Raw genomic sequence first — 16,782 nt, 5'->3', positions numbered from 1 at the left:
CACGGGCGGCGTCAGCGTGCCGCCTCGAACACCGCCACCGTGCGGCCCGGCACCGTGAAGGTGCCCGAAGCCGCCTCGTACGACGAGCGTTTGACCGTCTCGTCCGCGCCGTCCGCCTGCACCGGGTGCAGGGCGTAGGACTCACCGGACGACGCGCGGAGCGTCTGCCGCTGGGTGTCCGGGGTCGCGTTGAAGACGACGACCAGGTCCCCGAGGCGCATGGTGATGACGCCGGGCGTCTCGTCCTTGCCGGAGAGCGGGAAGGACAGCGCGGACTGCACGTCGGAGGCCGTGCGCTGGCTGAAGGCGGCTTCGGTGCCGCGGATGGTGAGCAGATCGCGGTAGGCGGCCGAGGCGTCGGTGGTCACGGGGCAGCCGGGGCGGAGCGCCGGGTCGGCCAGCAAGGGGGCGGCGTAGCGCCACTTGGGCTGGTTGTCGGTGGCGGGCGGCAGGCCGCGGCCGAAGCCGTTGCCGGCCTCGCAGCGCCAGTGGATGGCGTTGAACCAGTCGCCGCTGTCGAAGGAGTTGCGGTCGAGGGACTTGGAGCGGAGCAGGTCCGTGCCCGCCTGGCTGAGGGCCGGGCCCTGGGACAGGGCGGCCGTGGCCATGGCCAGTACCTGGTGGCGGGCGCGGTCGGCCGCCGGGGTGCGGCGCGGCAGCTTGAAGGCGAGGGCGTCGTACAGGCTCTCATTGTCGTGGGCGTCCACGTAGGCGAGGGCGTCGCCGGGCGCGGCGGCGTATCCGGCGGGCGCGCCGTTGTAATCGACCTCGGAGCCCTTGACCCGGCTGCCGCCTGTGTCGGTGAAGGTGTAGTCGGCGAGGTTGCCGCTCAGCCCGACCTTGATCAGGTCCTGGTAGTGCAGCAGCCGGGACCTCTGCTCGGCGGGGGTGCCGTTCGCCGGGCTGTCGCCCGGGTCGGTGAACAGGCCGGAAGCGAAGCCCTGGACGCGGGGGTCCTCGTCGAAGGGGCCGCCGCCGCGCACCGCGTCCCGTGCCCGGTCGCTGAAGGTGGCGGTGCCGGTGCCCGCCATGTTCCGCTGGGTGGCCTGCTCGAAGCGGGCGTTCCCGGCGACCTCGCCGAAGTCCCAGCCTTCGCCGTAGAGGACGACCGCCTTGCCGTCGACGCCGTCCTTGGCGGGGGTCAGGGCGTTCAGCGCCTTCCGTACGGCGAGGATGTTGGCCTTCGGGTGGTGTCCCATCAGGTCGAACCGGAAGCCGTCGACCTTGTAGTCGCGGGCCCACGTCACCACGGAGTCGGTGATCAGCTTGTCCATCATGGCGTGCTCGGGCGCGGTGTTCGCGCAGCAGGTGGAGGTGGCGACGGTGCCGTCGGCGAGCAGCCGGTGGTAGTAGCCGGGCACGATCCGGTCGAGGACGGACTTCTCGTCCTGGCCGCTGGCGACGGTGTGGTTGTAGACGACGTCCATGACCGTGCGCAGGCCGGTGCGGTTCAGTCCCTGGACCATCTGCCGGAATTCGCGGGTCCGCCGGGGGCCTTCCGGGTCGCTCGCGTACGAGCCCTCCGGCACGGTGTAGTGCAGCGGGTCGTAACCCCAGTTGTACGCGTCCTTGGCCGCGGTCTTCCCGACGCACGCCTGCTGCTGGTCGGAGTCGGCGGGCAGCGCGGGGAGGTCGCAGCCGGGCTCGGCCTGGTCGGCCTCGCGCTCCGGGACGGTGCCGATGTCGAAGGCCGGGAGGAGGTGGACGTAGGAGGTCCCGGCCTCGGCGAGCCGTCGCAGGTGCCGCATGCCGTCGGAGTCGCGGTCGGTGAAGGCGCGGTACTCCCCCGGGTGGGCCGCGCTCCGGTCGGCGCTGGAGAAGTCGCGGATGTGCAGTTCCTGGATCTGCGCGTCGCGCAGCGCGGTGGCGCGCGGCTTGCGCAGCCGCGACCAGCCCGGCGGCGCGAGGGCCGGGTCGGTGAGGTCGACGGCGAGACTGCGCCGGGAGTCGGTGGTCAGGGCGGTGGAGTACGGGTCGGTGACGTGGTTGGTGACGACCTTCTGGACGGCCGGGGCCCAGACGGTGACGGCGTACCTGTAGGGCTTGCCCCGCCAGCCCGCCGGTCCTGTGGCGCTCCAGACACCGCTGTCGGCGGCGCGGCGCATGGGGACCTTCCGGCCGTCGAGTTCGAGCGCGACGGTGCGGGCGGTGGGTGCCCAGACGGACAGTGTGGTGCGGCCGTCCCGGAAGACGGGGCCGAGCCGGGTGCGGCGGGCGTCGGCGGCGTACAGGTCGTCCAGCGCGCCGGGGATCTGCACGCCGGTGGCCGACAACAGCGTCCCGTCCGTGTCCCGCTGGACAGCGACGACCTGGCCCCGTAGCGCCGTACGGGCCCGGTCGCGGTCGCGCGGGTCGACGGAGAAGGCCGGATAGTCCCGCAGATGCGGGTACTTGGCCCGCTGGTCCGGGGTGAGCGCGGCCGGGATGAGCCGCAGCCGCTGGTCGTCGGCGAGGGCGGCGGGGCGGGTTCCCGGGGCGGTCAGGCGGCCGTCGGCGGCGGTGATGCCGCCGCCCGGCGCGTAACTGAGCTGCTCGGTGGTGGCGCTGGTCGCCGTGACCTTCCAGACCACGGTGGAGCCGTCGATCCACTGCGCCTCGGCCTTGGTGAGGTCGGGGGCCGCGCGGGCGGCGGGGCGGGGCGACGGGGCGGCGTACGCGGACTGCGAGGCCGGTATCGCCGCCGCGACGAGCACGGTGGCCACCAGGGCGGCGGTGCGGCGCCGCGTGGCGCGGCGCGAGCGTCCGGACACACCAGTCACGGGAGATCTCCTTCACAGGTCGGGGGGTGGGGGCGGAGGGGAGGGGGCGCGTGCGGGAGTGGTGCGGAGGAGTGGGCCGCCCGGTGGCCTGCGGCGGAGCCGGGCGGCCCGTCCGGCTCCGCGGCGCCGTCAGCCCGGCCGGGCTGACGGCGCCGCGGGCCGGGGTCACATCACTTGCCCGCCCGCGCGCCCACGTGCAGGGCGAGGGCGACGTTCGCGTCGAGCGACGCCGTGAACTGCCCGGTGGGGCCCACCGTGAAGGACCTGCCGGTGCAGCCGCCGCTGGTGGGCGCGCCGCTCTGCACGTCGCAGTACGTGCCCACCGGAAGACCGGTCTGGTACGTGCGCGAGACGGTGCCGCCCTCGTGGTTGATGGCGACGAAGCCCTTGTCGCCGCGGCCGAAGGCGATGGCGTCGTTGCCGTTGTCCCACCAGTGGGTGGCGGCGGTGCCGCGTACGGTGTTGCGGAAGCCGACCATGCCGGCGATCTCGCGCCACTTGTGCTGGCACTTCCAGTTGTCGCGGTAGCAGGCGCTGACGTCGCCGCCGCCGGGCGGGCCCGCGTCCCGGTCGCTGAACTCGTAACCGGAGTGCACGTCGGGGGCGCCGTAGGGCCAGGCCAGCATGAAGACGTTGGCCAGCGTGTAGGCGGCGCCGTCCTTGTAGCTGAGGGTGTCGCCGCCGCGCTCGGTGTCGTGGTTGTCGACGAAGACGGCGGCCCGGCCGCTGGGGAGGTAGCCCCAGCCTTCGCCGTAGTTCTTCAGGTAGGCGAGGTTCTCGTGGTGGAAGACCCGCTTGAGGTCGCGGGCGTAGCGGAACTCCTGGACGTCGCCGGTGCCCGTGTACTCGTCGGGCGAAACCGCCTCGCCCGCGCCGTGGATCGCCTCCTGCTTCCAGTACGCGTCCGGCCGGTTCAGCTTGGCCTTGATGGCGGTCAGGTCCCCGGCCGGGATGTGCTTGGCCGCGTCGATCCGGAAGCCGTCGACGCCGAGGATGAGCAGGTCGTTGAGGTACTCGGCGATCTCGGAGCGTACGTACTCCTCGCCGGTGTCCAGGTCCGCGAGGCCGACCAGCTCGCACTGCTGGACGTTGGCGCGGTTGGTGTAGTCGGTGATCTGTGCCCGGCAGTCGTCCATGTCCTGGCCCTGGTAGTGCCCAGGGTAGTCGTACTTCGTGTACGACGAGCCGCCGGTGCCGGTGCCCGAGCCCGCCGACATGTGGTTGATGACCGCGTCGGCGACGACCTTGACGCCCGCGCCGTGGCAGGCGCGCACCATGGCGGCGAAGGCGGTCCTGTCACCGAGGCGGCCCGCGATCTTGTAGCTGACGGGCTGGTACGAGGTCCACCACTGGGCGCCCTGGATGTGTTCCTGGGGCGGCGAGACCTGGACGTAGCCGTAACCGGCCGGGCCCAGGGTCTGCCGGCACTCCTTGGCGACGGAGTCGAAGCTCCACTCGAAGAGGACGGCGGTGACGTCCTTCCCGCCCGGTGGGGAAGCCTGCGCCGTGGGGGGCGCGGCGAGCACGGCCGCCGCGGCCGCCGCGAGGGCGACGGCGGCGGCGGTGGGTCTCCTGACTGTGCTGACTTCGCCGGCTGTTCGGGGCATGGGGGCCTCCTGTTGGGGGAGGTGCGCGGGGCACTGGCGTCCACCACTGCGCCGCAAGAACGCAGCAAGTGCCAGCAAGAAATTTCGTTCGTGACCGTACGACTCGCCCAACCCCCGGTCAACCCTTCGGACACAGAGCCGCAGCGCCCCGGAAACCGCCCCGAAATCAAGGCACTTTCTTCATTGCAAAACCTTTCGCAAGGCTTGCTGTGCTGTTACGTTCATGACGACTCCGGCCCGGCCGGCCGGGGGTTCCGCAAGGACCCCACGCGCCCGGCCGGTCGGGCCGGTCAGCGTGATCCTCCGTCAGCACACGGGCCAGGTCAGTCCGTCGCGCGCGCCTGCGCCGTGGACCCGCGGACGACCAGCTCCGGCTGGAAGACGAACTCCGTACGCCGCATGGGGGTGCCGCCGATCTCCTCGATCAGCGCGCCCACGGCAGCCGCCGCCATCGACTGCACCGGCTGCCGCACCGTGGTCAGCGGCGGGTCGGTGAAGGCGATGAGCTGCGAGTCGTCGAAGCCGACCACCGACACGTCACGGGGCACCCGCAGGCCCCGTTCGCTCACCGCGCGCACCGCGCCGAGGGCCATCATGTCGCTGCCGCACACCACGCCCGTACAGCCCTGGTCGAGCAGTGCGCGCGCCGCCGCCCGGCCGCCCTCCAGGCTGAACAGGGTGTGCTGGATGATGCGTTCGGTCTCGGCGCGCGGCTGGTCGAGCACGGCTTCGAGCGCCGCCAGGAACCCCTCGGCCTTGCGCCGGGACGGAACGTCCCTGGCGGGGCCGACGGCGAGGCCGATCCTGCGATGGCCGAGGTCGGCGAGGTGGCTCACGGCCATCCGCGCGGCCGCCCAGTCGTCGGACGACACGAAGGGCGCGTCGATGTGCTCGTTGAAGCCGTTGATGAGGACGAACGGCACTCCGCGCGCGGCCAGTCTGGCGTAGCGCCCCGGGTCGGTGGTGGTGTCGGCGTGCAGACCGGAGAGGAAGACGATGCCGGTGACGCCGCTCTCCTCAAGCTGCTCGACCAGTTCGTCCTCGGTGGCGCCGCCGGGCAGCTGGGTGCAGAGCACCGGTGTGTAGCCGTGTCCGGCCAGGGCCTGCTCGATGACCTGCGCGAACGCGGGGAAGATCGGATTGGTCAGCTCCGGGATGACCAGCCCCACCAAGCCCGCGCTGCGCCGCCGCAGCCGCACGGGCCGTTCGTAGCCGAGCACGTCGAGGGCCGCGAGCACGCGCTGCCGCGTGCCCCCCGCGACCCCCGACTTGCCGTTGAGCACCCGGCTGGCGGTGGCCTCGCTGACACCGGCCTGCGCGGCGATGTCCGCCAGCCGGGGAGTGCTCACATCGCCCACCAGACCGCCGTGTCGGCGGGCAGGTCGGTGAACGCGCCGTCCACGGCGCCGAGTCCGGCGCTGGCCAGCAGCACCCGGCCGGGCACGGGGACGCGCACGGGCGCACCGGTGGTGTTCACGGTGCACACGACGTCACTTCGCGGTGAGCCTTGCGGGGAGTCGCGGCGGAAGGACAGCACGCCCTCCGGTGCGTCCAGCCAGCGCACCGCGTCACCGGCGCCGAGGGCGGACTGCGCCCGCCGTACCGCGAGGGCCGACCGGTACAGCTCCAGCATCGACTCCGGGTCACCGCTCTGGGCGGCCACGCTCAGCCGCGCCCAGCTGTCCGGCTGCGGCAGCCAGCTGGGGCCGCCCGGCTCGGGCCCGAAGCCGTACGGGGCGGTGTCCCCCGACCACGGGATCGGCACCCGGCAGCCGTCGCGCAGCCCGTCCTGGCCGCTGTCGCGGAAGAACGACGGGTCCTGCCGCACCTCGTCGGGCAGGTCGGTGACCTCGGGCAGGCCCAGTTCCTCCCCCTGGTAGAGGTAGGCGGAGCCGGGCAGTGCCAGCATCAGCAGCGCCGCCGCGCGGGCCCGCCGCAGGCCCTGTTCGGGGCTGTCGTCGGCGAACCGGGTGGCGTGCCGTACGACGTCGTGGTTGGACAGCACCCAGGTGCTCGGCGCGCCGACGGGGCGCATCGCGTCCAGCGACTCGTCGATGGCGGCGCGCAGCTCCGCGGCGTCCCAGGGCGTCTTGAGGTAGTGGAAGTTGAACGCCTGGTGCAGCTCGTCGGGGCGCAGGTACAGCGCGGTGCGTTCGGCGCTCGGGGTCCACGCCTCGGCGACGCCGACGCGCTGGCCCGGGTATTCGTCGAGGACGGCCCGCCAGCTGCGGTAGATCTCGTGGACGCCGTCCTGGTCGAAGAAGGGCAGCACCTGGTTGCCGAGCAGCTTCAGCTGTTCGCCGTGGCCCATGTCGGGCAGCCCGGCGGCCTTGACGAGCCCGTGGGCGACGTCGATACGGAAGCCGTCGGTGCCCATGTCGAGCCAGAACCGCAGGATCGAGCGGAACTCGTCGTGGACGGCCGGGTGGTCCCAGTTGAAGTCGGGCTGCTCGGGGGCGAACAGGTGCAGGTACCAGTCGCCGGGGGTGCCGTCGGGGTTGGTGGTGCGGGTCCAGGCCGGGCCGCCGAAGATGGACTCCCAGTCGTTGGGCGGCTGCTCGCCGTCCTCACCCTTGCCGGGGCGGAAGTGGAAGCGGTCGCGCAGCGCCGACCCCGGCCCCTCCCGCAGGGCGCGCTTGAACCACTCGTGCTGGTCGGAGCAGTGGTTGGGGACGAGGTCCACGATGACGCGCAGGCCGAGCTCGTGGGCCTCGCGGATGACGGCGTCGGCGTCGTGGAGGGTGCCGAACATCGGGTCGATGGCACGGTAGTCGGCGACGTCGTAGCCCGCGTCGGCCTGCGGCGACGCGTAGAACGGGCTGAGCCAGACGGCGTCGACGCCCAGCTCCTTGAGGTAGGGCAGGCGGCGGCGGACGCCTTCGAGGTCGCCCATGCCGTCGCCGTCGCCGTCGGCGAAGCTGCGCGGGTAGACCTGGTAGATCACGGCATCGCGCCACCAACCCGGGCGCTCGCCCGTGTCCTGGCGGGCCGTACCGGTGGTGGGAGTGGCGAGGTGCTGGGTCATGTCATCCCTGGAGTGCTCGGGTACGGGGCGAGGCGGCCCGGTCCGTATGCCGGGGGCGCCGCCACGATGGGGCGCGGCGGGCGGCCCGGCCGCCCGCCGGTTACGACTTGGTGGCACCGGCGGTCAGGCCGGACACCAGATGACGCTGTACGAGGAGGAAGACCAGCGCCGCGGGGATGGCGATGATCACGGCTGCCGCGGTCATCGAGCCCCAGTCGGAGCTGTACTGGTTGACGAAGGTCTGCAGTCCGGCGGCGAGGGTCAGGTTCTCCTCTCCGGTCATGAAGGCGGAGGCGTAGGCGACTTCGGCCCAGGCGGTGATGAACGTGTAGAAGCCGGTCACCGCGAGCCCCGGCTTGGCCAGGGGCATCACCAGCCGCCAGAACGTCCCGAACGGGTTGAGCCCGTCCACCCGTCCCGCCTCGTCGATCTCCACCGGGATGGTGTCGAAGAAGCCCTTCATCATCCACGCGCAGAACGGCACGGCGACGGTGAGATAGGTGACGATCAGGGAGATCGGCTGGTTGAGCCAGCCCAGCTTCGCCATGGTGTTGTAGAGCGGCACGATGAGGATGGCCACCGGGAACATCTGGGTGAGCAGCAGCAGCCACATCAGCGGCCGCATGCCGGGGAACCGGAAGCGGCTGACGGCGTAGCCGGTGGTGGCGGCGACGAACACCCCGATGACCGTGGTCAGCAGCACGACGAACAGCGAGTTGCCGAACCACGTGAGGAACTTCGTGTCGTTCAGGACGTGCGTGTAGTTCGCGAAGGTCGCGTTCTGCACCAGGGAGGTGCTGTACGCCTCGGACTTGGGCTTGAACGAGGTCACCAGCAGCCACAGCGGCGGGAAGACCGCGACGGCCGAGGCGAGCAGCAGCGTCGCGTGCAGCGCGACGGAGGCGAGCGGGCCGCGGTGGTGCCGTGAACTGGTCCTGCCCCGGGCGCGCCGCGCGGCCTTCGCCCCGGGCCCGGCGCTGTTGTCGGCAGGACGTACCCCGCCCTTGTCCGCGGGGGCCGTACCGGCCGCCCGCGCGGCTGTCTTCCGCACGCCGTTCACCACACCTCTCCCTGCTTACGGAGCGAGCGGCGGTAGACCACCGCGAAGAGCGACAAGATCAGCAGGATGAGCACGCCCCAGGCCGCGGCGCCCGCGAAGTCGCGGGGGCTGTTGACGAAGGAGAGCCGGTACGCGTACGTCACCAGGATCTCCGTGCTGTCCCCGGGCCCGCCCCTGGTGAGCAGGAAGATCACCGGGAACATGTTGAAGGTCCAGATGGTGCTCAGCAGGATGACGGTGCTGCTGACCGCGCGCAGCCCGGGCAGGGTGATGTGCCGGAACCGCTGCCAGGGGCTGGCACCGTCCATCTCGGCCGCCTCGTACAGCTCGCCGGGGATGGACTGGAGGCCGCCGAGCAGCGCGACCATCATGAACGGCACGCCCAGCCAGACATTGACGGCGATCACCGCGAACTTGGCGGTGGTCGGGTCGTTCAGCCACGGCACCGCGTCGATGCCGCCGCCGCTGAGGATCTTGTTGAGGATGCCGTTCTTCTCGTTGTAGAGAAGCCGCCAGGCGAAGACCGACACGAACGCGGGGACCGCCCAGGGCAGGATCAGCGCCATCCGGTAGGCGGCGCGGCCCTTGACCGTGCGGTTGAGCAGGTTGGCCAGGCCGAGACCGAGGCAGAAGGTGAGCGACACGCACGCCACGGTCCAGGTCACGGTCCAGCCGAGACGGTCCCAGAAGATCTGGTCCTGGAGTATCGCGGTGAAGTTGTCCAGGCCGACCACATCGTAGGTGGCCGGGATGTGGTTCATCCCGATGTCGCGCTCGACGTTGGCCTCGTTGGCGTTGGTCAGCGACAGATAGACGCCGCGCGCCAGCGGATAGCCGATGATCACGCCGACGACGATCACCACGGGGGCGACCATCGTCCAGGCGTACCAGTGGGTGGCCAGTCCCCGGCGGAGGCGGCCGGGGGGCTTCGCCGTGCCGCGGCCCCGGCCGCGGGCGCCTGCCGCGCCCGCGGCCCGTCCCGCCGACGGGCTGGTTTCAACAGCCATCGTCGTGATCCCTACTTCCAGTCGCCCTTGAGCAGCTTGCGGTACGCGTCGCCGACGGAGTTGGCCGCGTCCTCGGGGGAGGCGTCCCCGCTGAGGACCTTGGAGTACTGCACGCGCACGGGCTCGAAGAGGCTGTTGCCCTCGGGAATCCACGGGCGCTCGACGGCCTTGTCGACGGCGGGCTTGAAGAACTTCACGATCTCGTTGTCGGCGACCGCGGGCTGCTTGTAGACGGAGGTACGCGTCGGGAGCAGGCTCAGCTTCTCGGTCGTCTTGGCCTGCACCTCGGCCGAGCCCATGTACTTGGCGAACTCGTAGGCGGCGTCGAGGTTCCTCGAGCCCGCGTAGACGGTGAGGTTCTGTCCGCCCTGCGGGGAGCCCTGCGCCGAGCTTCCGGCGGGCACGGGCACGATGCCGAGGTTGGCCGGGTCCTTGAACTGCTTGCCCGCCCGGGCGTCCTCCACCGCCCACGGCCCGTTGATCATCATGGCGACGTCGCCGTTCTTGAAGGCGTTCTGCATGTTGTCCCAGCCGTCGCTGGAGTCGGTGGTGGCGGCGCCCGACGTCACCAGGTCCTTGGCCGCGGCGAACGCCTTGACCCCGGCGGGGTCGTCCACGGTGACCTTCTTGGCCTCGGTGTCGACCAGGTCGCCGCCCTCGCCGTAGAGGAACGGCAGGTACCAGTACGGGTCGTCGCCGCGCAGGTACATCCCGGTCTTGCCGGTCTTCTGCTTGATCTTCTTCGCCGCCGCCTTGATCTCCTCCAGCGAGGTCGGCGGCTTCACCCCGGCCTCCTTCAGCATCTTCTTGTTGTAGAAGAGGCCGAGGGTGTCGATGACCTGCGGCACCGCGTACGTCTTGCCCTCGAACTCGGCGCTGGCCGCCGCCTTCGGCAGGAAGTCCGACTCCTTGTCCAGCGCGGCGGTCTTGTCCAGCGGGGCGAGGTAGCCGAGGTGGGCGAGGTCCTGGGTCCAGGCGACCTCGGCGCGCAGCACGTCGGGGGCGCCGGAGTTGGCGCTCGCCGCGTTCTTGAACTTGTTCAGCGCCTCGCCGAACGGGACGTTGACGTACTTGATCTTGACCTTGGGGTGCTTGTCCGTGAAGTCCTTGGCGAGCTTCTCGTACGTGGCCTTCTCCGCCTCGTTCGAGGTGTCCCACCACGTCACCGTGCCGGACAGCTCGCCGCCCGAGGACTTCTTGCCGCCGTCGTCGCTGTCGCCGCCGCACGCCGTCGCCGCGAGCGCCAGCGCCGCGACGAGCGCGGTGGCCGCTATGCCACGTCGCATGTCAACTCCTGTCTGAGGAATGCCGAGATGGCGGAGGCGAAGACCAGCCCCTGCCCGACCTCCGCGCCTCGCGGCGCTGGGTTGTCGAGGAACGTAACAGGGATGCAAAAAACCCGAAAGACCTTGCGAGAAACTTCAGCAAGGCTCGCCGATCGTTACGCCGATGTGTCCGCCAAGTAGCCAACGCGCGCCTTGACAGCCAGGTCACGCCCGGGCAGCGCCCGGCAAGAAGGCACCCCCGCCCCGCAAACGGTTCTGCAAGCCGTTCCGCAAGTCGTTCCACGGGGTGACTGCGCAAGTCGTTGCGAAAGAGCGCCGCCGGGCGCCCACGGCCGGCCCCGCACCCGTCGGGCGGCCACACCCGCGGGCGCATGCCGTGCTGCCCTGTCCCGGCCTGTCCCGGCCTGTCCCGCTCGGGCCGGGACAGGCGGCGGAGGGGCGGCGCGCGCGGTGTTCGCGGCGTCACCGGCGACTACCGCCCGTGTGGGCAATCCGACAGGGTGACCGGTACAGTCCAACCCCATGACCGCACGGCTTGCTGACATCGCAGCCCAGGCGGGGGTCAGCGAAGCCACTGTGAGCCGGGTACTCAACGGCAAGCCTGGCGTGGCGGGGGCCACCCGTGAATCCGTTCTCGCCGCTCTCGACGTCCTCGGCTACGAGCGCCCCGTACGGCTGCGGCAGCGCAGCGCCGGGCTCGTCGGCCTGATCACACCCGAGCTGGAGAACCCGATCTTCCCCGCCCTCGCGCAGGTCGTCGGGCAGGCGCTGACCCGGCAGGGCTACACCCCGGTGCTCGCCACCCAGACGCCCGGCGGCTCCACCGAGGACGAGCTGACGGAGATGCTGGTCGACCGGGGCGTCGCGGGCATCATCTTCGTGTCGGGACTGCACGCGGACACCACGGCGGACGTACGCCGCTACGACCAGCTGCGCGGCCAGGGCGTGCCCTTCGTCCTCGTCGACGGGTACTCGCCCAAGGTGCGGGCCCCGTTCATCTCCCCCGACGACCGGGCGGCGATGGTGCTCGCCGTGACCCACCTCGTCTCCCTCGGTCACACGAGGATCGGGCTCGCGCTCGGCCCCCGGCGTTTCGTGCCGGTGCTGCGGAAGATCGAGGGCTTCCAGCGGGGCATGCGCGAGCAGCTTGGCCTGGCTCCGGAGGACTCCGCGGAGCTCATCGAGCACTCGCTCTACACGCTGGAGGGCGGCCAGGCCGCCGCTTCCGCGCTGATCGAACGCGGCTGCACGGCCGTGGTGTGCGCCAGCGACATGATGGCGCTCGGCGCGATCAGGGCCGCCCGCGAGCGGGGGCTGCGCGTGCCGCACGACGTGTCGGTGGTCGGCTTCGACGACTCGCCGCTCATCGCGTTCACCGACCCGCCGCTGACCACCGTCCGCAAGCCGGTACAGGCGATGGGCCAGGCGGCCGTGCGCGCACTGCTGGAGGAGATCGGCGGCAACCTCCCCGCGGACAGCCCCGGGGCGACGGCTGCGGCCCCGCTCTACAGCGAGTTCGTCTTCCTGCCCGAGCTGGTAGTCCGGGGTTCAACCGCTTCGGCACCACGGGCCACGTCGGAACCCTCATAACCCACCCGTAAGAGCGTGGATCGGCGGATAACCGACCTGCGGATGATCTGCCGAGTGGCCACGTCTGGCAAACTGTTTGCCTATGGGTGACGCGATTCCGAGGACTCCGAAGGGCCGGACGGCTACTTCCCCGCCACCCATCGAGGAGTGCGAGGATATCCGCCCGCCGGGTGCCGCAGCGCGCCTGGCGCGGCTCCGCGCCCCCCGCCGCCCGCGGCTGTGGTTCGAGATCCTGCTGATCGCCGTGAGCTACTGGACGTACTCGCTGATCCGCAATGCCGTCCCCGAGCAGAAGTCCTCGGCGCTGCGCAACGCCGACTGGATCTGGCAGGCCGAGGACCAGCTGGGCCTCGCCTTCGAACGCGGTGTCAACCACTCGGTCGACTCGGTCACCTGGCTGGTCGTCGGCATGAACTACTACTACGCCACGTTGCACTTCGTGGTGACCATCGGCGTGCTGGTGTGGCTCTACCGCTGGCACCCCGGGCGCTACGCGGCGACCCGCCTGGTCCTCTTCGCGACGACGGGCGTCGCGCTCCTCGGCTTCTACTTCTTCCCGCTCGCCCCGCCCCGGCTGATGCCGGGCAAGGACTTCATCGACACGGTCATCGTGCACCACACCTGGGGCTCGATGGCCTCGGGCAACCTCGCCGACGTCTCCAACCAGTACGCCGCGATGCCGTCCATGCACATCGGCTGGTCCCTGTGGTGCGGAACCACCATCGCCTGGCTGGCCGGACCACGCTGGATCAAGGCACTCGGCGCGCTCTACCCGGTGGCGACCCTCGTCGTCATCATCGCCACGGCGAACCACTTCTGGCTGGACGCGGTAGGCGGCGTCGTCTGCCTGGCGTTCGGCTTCGCGATCTCCGCCACGTGGTACGCGGCCCTCCCGTACCGCCTGCCGCGCCACGCCCCCCGGCAGCCGGTCCCGGCCCCCACCGACCTCCCACCGCCCTCCGGGGCCACAGCGACCTCCCCGCCCCGCGCCGGACGCTGGACACCCCCCGCGAAAGAGTCGGCCAAGGCCTCCCACCCGGGCACCCCCACTAAGACCAGCCCGCCCGGCGCTTGAGGACACAACCAACACAACCAACACAGCCGACCAACCGCAACCAGCACAGCAGGGGCGGCCCAGGGCACAAACGCCCAGGCTCAAGCCCCGTAGTCGTAAAACAGCCGCTCCACCACGCCACGAGCCCGCCGCGTCGTACGCCGGTAGTCGTCCACCATCTCCCCGACATGGCCCGGCTCATAGCCGAGGTACCGGCCGACGGCCGCCAGCTCCCGCCCGTCAGCGGGAAACGTGTCGCCGGAACGCCCCCGTACCAGCATCACCGCGTTCCGCACCCGTGTAGCGAGCACCCACGCCTCATCCAGCGTCTGCGCGTCCTCCGTGTCGATCAGCCGGGCCGCGTGCGCGGCCGCGAGCGCCGCCCGGGTCCGGGTCGTGCGCAGCCCCGGCTCCGCCCACGCGTGCCGCATCTGGAGCAGCTGGACGGTCCATTCGACGTCGGACAGCCCACCCCTGCCGAGCTTGGTGTGCGTCGTCGCGTCAGCGCCACGCGGCAGCCGCTCGGATTCCATCCGCGCCTTGAGCCGCCTGATCTCACGCACCGATTCGTCGCTGGGGCCCTCGACGGGGTAGCGCAGCGGGTCGATCAGTTCGATGAACCGCCTGCCCACCTCGGGGTCACCGGCGACGGGTTCGGCCCGCAGCAGCGCCTGGCTCTCCCACACCTGCGACCAGCGCCGGTAGTACGCGGCGTACGAGGCGAGGGTCCGCACCAGCGGCCCGGACTTGCCCTCCGGGCGCAGGTCCGCGTCGATGACCAGCGGCGGATCGGAGGTGGGCAGCTGGAGCAGCCTGCGCATCTCGTTGGCGACGGCGTACGCGGCGCGGGCCGCCTCTTGTTCGTCGGCGCCCGGGCGCGGCTCGTGGACGAACAGCACATCCGCGTCCGACCCGTAGCTCAGTTCGTGCCCGCCGAAGCGGCCCATGCCGATGACCGCGAAGCGGGTGGGCAGGGTGTCGCCCCACTTGTCGCGGACGGCGGCGCGCAGCGCGCCCGCGACGGTCGCGGCGTTGAGGTCGGTGAGCGCCGCGCCGACGACGTCGACGGCGGCGCCCGCACTGCGCCCGCCCGGCGGGCCCGACCCGGCGGCGGACCCGACGTCGTGAGCGGCCGGTTCGGCCGCGCCGGGGCGGGTGGCCACCTGGCTCATGGTGCTGATGCCGCTGGTGGAGCGGGTCGGCTCCCTCGGCGTCCTGGCGCCCGCGCCCTCACCCGCCGCTGCCGGCTGGGGCGCGTAGGCGCCGATGAGATCGGCCGCCGCCGTGCGGAACAGCTCGCGGCGCCGCACGCCTCGCGCCGCCACGACCGCCTGTTCGGGCCCGTCGGCGCGGCCCACGGCGGCCAGCACCTCCTGCTCCAGGTGGTCCCGGCCGCGCGGCCGCAGCCCCAGCGGGTCGCCGAGCAGCGCGACCGCCTCGGGGGCGCGAAGCAGCAGGTCAGGGGCGAGCCGCCCGGCGGAAAGCACCCGGGCCAGGTTCTCGGCGGCGGCGCCCTCGTCGCGCAGCAGCCGCAGGTACCAGGGGGTCTTGCCGAGCGCGTCGGAGACCTTGCGGAAGTTCAGCAGCCCGGCGTCGGGGTCGGCCGAGTCGGCGAACCAGCCGAGCAGCACCGGCAGCAGGGTGCGCTGGATGGCGGCCTTGCGCGTCACTCCGGAGGCCAGCGCCTCCAGGTGGCGCAGGGCACCGACCGGGTCGGCGTAGCCGAGGGCGCCCAGGCGCTGGCCCGCTGCCTTCGTGCTGAGCCGGGTCTCGCCCGGCTCCAGCTGGGCGACGGCGTCGAGCAGTGGCCGGTAGAACAGCTTCTCGTGCAGCCGCCGCACCTCGCGCGCGTGCCGCTTCCACTCCTGGCGCAGCCTCGCCACCGGCTCGGTGCGCGGCCAGTCGAACGGCCGGGACAGCGAACGGCCCAGCCGCCGCAGGTCGGCCTCGTCCTCGGGGACGAGGTGGGTGCGGCGCAGCTTGTCCAGCTGGATGTGGTGCTCCATGGCGCGCAGGAAGCGGTACGCGTCGTCCAGCGCCGCGGCGTCGGCGCGGCCCACGTAGCCACCGGCGGCCAGTGCGGCGAGCGCGTCGAGGGTGGTGCCGCTGCGCAGCGAGGTGTCGGTCCGGCCGTGGACGAGTTGCAGGAGCTGCACGGCGAACTCGACGTCGCGCAGCCCGCCGGGGCCGAGCTTGAGCTCCCGGTCGATCTGCGCGGCGGGGATGTTCTCGACGACGCGGCGGCGCATCTGCTGCACGTCGGACACGAAGTTCTCGCGTTCCGACGCCTGCCAGACGAGCGGGGCCAGCGCGTCCACGTACGCCTGCCCGAGCGCGAGGTCCCCCGCGACGGGGCGGGCCTTGAGCAGCGCCTGGAACTCCCACGTCTTCGCCCACCGCTGGTAGTAGGCGAGGTGGCTGGACAGGGTCCGCACCAGGGGCCCGTTGCGGCCCTCGGGGCGGAGGTTGACGTCCACGGGCCAGATCGTGCCCTCGGCGGTGGTGTCGCCGCAGATCCGTACGAGGCGGGCGGCGAGCCGGGTGGCGGCGCGTACGGCTACCGCCTCGGCGTCCGGGTTCGCCGCCGGTGCCGCCTTGCCGGGTTCCGCGCCGGGAGCCGCGCCCGCGCCCCATGCCCCGGTCTGGCCCGGCACGTCGGCCACGAAGATGACGTCCACGTCCGAGACGTAGTTCAGCTCGCGGCCCCCGCACTTGCCCATGCCGATGACGGCGAGGCGGCAGGAGGCGGCGTCGTCGGGGGCCTCCTCGGCGGCGATCTTCAGGGCGGCGCGGAGGGTGGCGGTGGCGAGGTCGGCGAGTTCGGCGGCGGTCTGCGCGACATCGGTGGTGCCGCACACGTCCCTGGCCGCTATGCCCATCAACGACCGGCGGTAGGCGGCGCGCAGCGCGTCGGGCCGGGGGCGCCCCTTGCCGGGTTCGCCCCACACGCCCTCGGCCAGCGCCTTCTCGAACTCGGGCGTGGTGGGGTGCAGATCGGCCGACTCGTAGGTGAGAAGGGAGTGCCAGTCACCGGGGTGCCTGGCGAGGTGGTCCCCCAGCGCGTCGGAAGCGCCGAGCACGCCGAGCAGCCGGTCCCGGAGCGGCTTGGCGGTGGTGAGCGTGTCCAGCAGGGTCGGGCGCTCCTCGTCCGGCAGCGACTCCAGCAGCCGCACCAGCCCGAAGAGGGCACGGTTGGGGTCGGCGGTCGCGCCCAGCGCGTCGAGCAGCACCGTATCGGCCCGTACGGTGGACAGTTCGGGGCTGTCGAGCAGCCGCTCCGCTGCCGCCGGATCGGTGAACCCGTGCCGCAGCAGCCGCCCGAACCTGCTGTCCCGTCGCCCTTGCAGCACGCGCACCCGCCTTTCACCCGCTCGTCCCACCGGAACCGTGTCAC

General features: G+C 72.1%; 9 protein-coding genes and 1 pseudogene. 2 read left to right on the top strand and 8 right to left on the bottom strand.

Annotation, left to right across the window (positions count from 1 at the left end; translation table 11 throughout):
* Window positions 1-11: 11 nt before the first annotated feature.
* The 7 genes and pseudogenes from pulA to AC5P1B_RS22195 form a co-directional block, all read right to left on the bottom strand.
* Window positions 12-2,759, bottom strand: coding sequence for a pullulanase-type alpha-1,6-glucosidase (gene pulA / locus AC5P1B_RS22225; RefSeq protein ID WP_493889103.1), 2,748 nt, complete (start codon window positions 2,757-2,759; stop codon window positions 12-14).
* A gap of 182 nt (window positions 2,760-2,941) precedes the next feature.
* Window positions 2,942-4,366, bottom strand: a pseudogene (locus AC5P1B_RS22220) (alpha-amylase); the annotation flags it as partial.
* 323 nt (window positions 4,367-4,689) lie between these two features.
* On the bottom strand, window positions 4,690-5,724 hold the full coding sequence (locus tag AC5P1B_RS22215; RefSeq protein WP_493889102.1) for a LacI family DNA-binding transcriptional regulator: 1,035 nt from the start codon (window positions 5,722-5,724) through the stop codon (window positions 4,690-4,692).
* Window positions 5,712-7,391, bottom strand: a complete 1,680-nt coding sequence (locus AC5P1B_RS22210) for a glycoside hydrolase family 13 protein (protein ID WP_493889101.1) — start codon at window positions 7,389-7,391, stop codon at window positions 5,712-5,714. The genes AC5P1B_RS22215 and AC5P1B_RS22210 overlap by 13 nt, the downstream gene beginning before the upstream one ends.
* Window positions 7,392-7,491: 100 nt before the next feature.
* Complete coding sequence (locus AC5P1B_RS22205; RefSeq protein WP_493889209.1) at window positions 7,492-8,283, bottom strand: sugar ABC transporter permease; 792 nt, start codon at window positions 8,281-8,283, stop codon at window positions 7,492-7,494.
* A 164-nt stretch (window positions 8,284-8,447) separates the two neighbouring features.
* The gene (locus tag AC5P1B_RS22200; RefSeq protein WP_493889100.1) at window positions 8,448-9,458 is read right to left on the bottom strand and encodes a carbohydrate ABC transporter permease; all 1,011 of its coding nucleotides are present in this window, start codon (window positions 9,456-9,458) and stop codon (window positions 8,448-8,450) included.
* Between the two features lie 11 nt (window positions 9,459-9,469).
* Window positions 9,470-10,744, bottom strand: a complete 1,275-nt coding sequence (locus tag AC5P1B_RS22195) for an extracellular solute-binding protein (RefSeq protein ID WP_493889099.1) — start codon at window positions 10,742-10,744, stop codon at window positions 9,470-9,472.
* 522 nt (window positions 10,745-11,266) lie between these two features.
* On the opposite strand from AC5P1B_RS22195, the gene AC5P1B_RS22190 reads away from it, so the two are divergent.
* Together AC5P1B_RS22190 and AC5P1B_RS22185 are read left to right on the top strand one after the other, a co-directional pair.
* Window positions 11,267-12,334, top strand: coding sequence for a LacI family DNA-binding transcriptional regulator (locus AC5P1B_RS22190; RefSeq protein WP_493889098.1), 1,068 nt, complete (start codon window positions 11,267-11,269; stop codon window positions 12,332-12,334).
* Window positions 12,335-12,416: 82 nt separating this feature from the next.
* Window positions 12,417-13,409: a phosphatase PAP2 family protein gene (locus AC5P1B_RS22185; RefSeq protein ID WP_493889097.1), complete on the top strand. Its 993-nt coding sequence runs from the start codon at window positions 12,417-12,419 to the stop codon at window positions 13,407-13,409.
* An 80-nt stretch (window positions 13,410-13,489) separates the two neighbouring features.
* Here AC5P1B_RS22185 and AC5P1B_RS22180 read toward each other — a convergent pair whose 3' ends face one another.
* Window positions 13,490-16,744 carry a bifunctional [glutamine synthetase] adenylyltransferase/[glutamine synthetase]-adenylyl-L-tyrosine phosphorylase gene (locus tag AC5P1B_RS22180; RefSeq protein WP_493889096.1) on the bottom strand — a complete coding sequence of 1,085 codons (3,255 nt, stop codon included), beginning with the start codon at window positions 16,742-16,744 and terminating at the stop codon, window positions 13,490-13,492.
* Window positions 16,745-16,782 lie beyond the last annotated feature (38 nt).

It is taken from the genome of Streptomyces sp. A01 (assembly GCF_059026195.1).
Note: the sequence above shows the minus strand (reverse complement) of the source record. Positions and strands in the feature narration are given on the sequence as shown.

What these genes read in the sequence shown, in the direction of transcription:
- AC5P1B_RS22200 (WP_493889100.1), bottom strand. Translation starts at nt 9,458, where the DNA reads ATGGCTGTTGAAACCAGCCCGTCGGCGGGACGGGCCGCGGGCGCGGCA.
- AC5P1B_RS22210 (WP_493889101.1), bottom strand. Translation starts at nt 7,391, where the DNA reads ATGACCCAGCACCTCGCCACTCCCACCACCGGTACGGCCCGCCAGGAC.
- AC5P1B_RS22190 (WP_493889098.1), top strand. Translation starts at nt 11,267, where the DNA reads ATGACCGCACGGCTTGCTGACATCGCAGCCCAGGCGGGGGTCAGCGAA.
- AC5P1B_RS22195 (WP_493889099.1), bottom strand. Translation starts at nt 10,744, where the DNA reads ATGCGACGTGGCATAGCGGCCACCGCGCTCGTCGCGGCGCTGGCGCTC.
- AC5P1B_RS22185 (WP_493889097.1), top strand. Translation starts at nt 12,417, where the DNA reads ATGGGTGACGCGATTCCGAGGACTCCGAAGGGCCGGACGGCTACTTCC.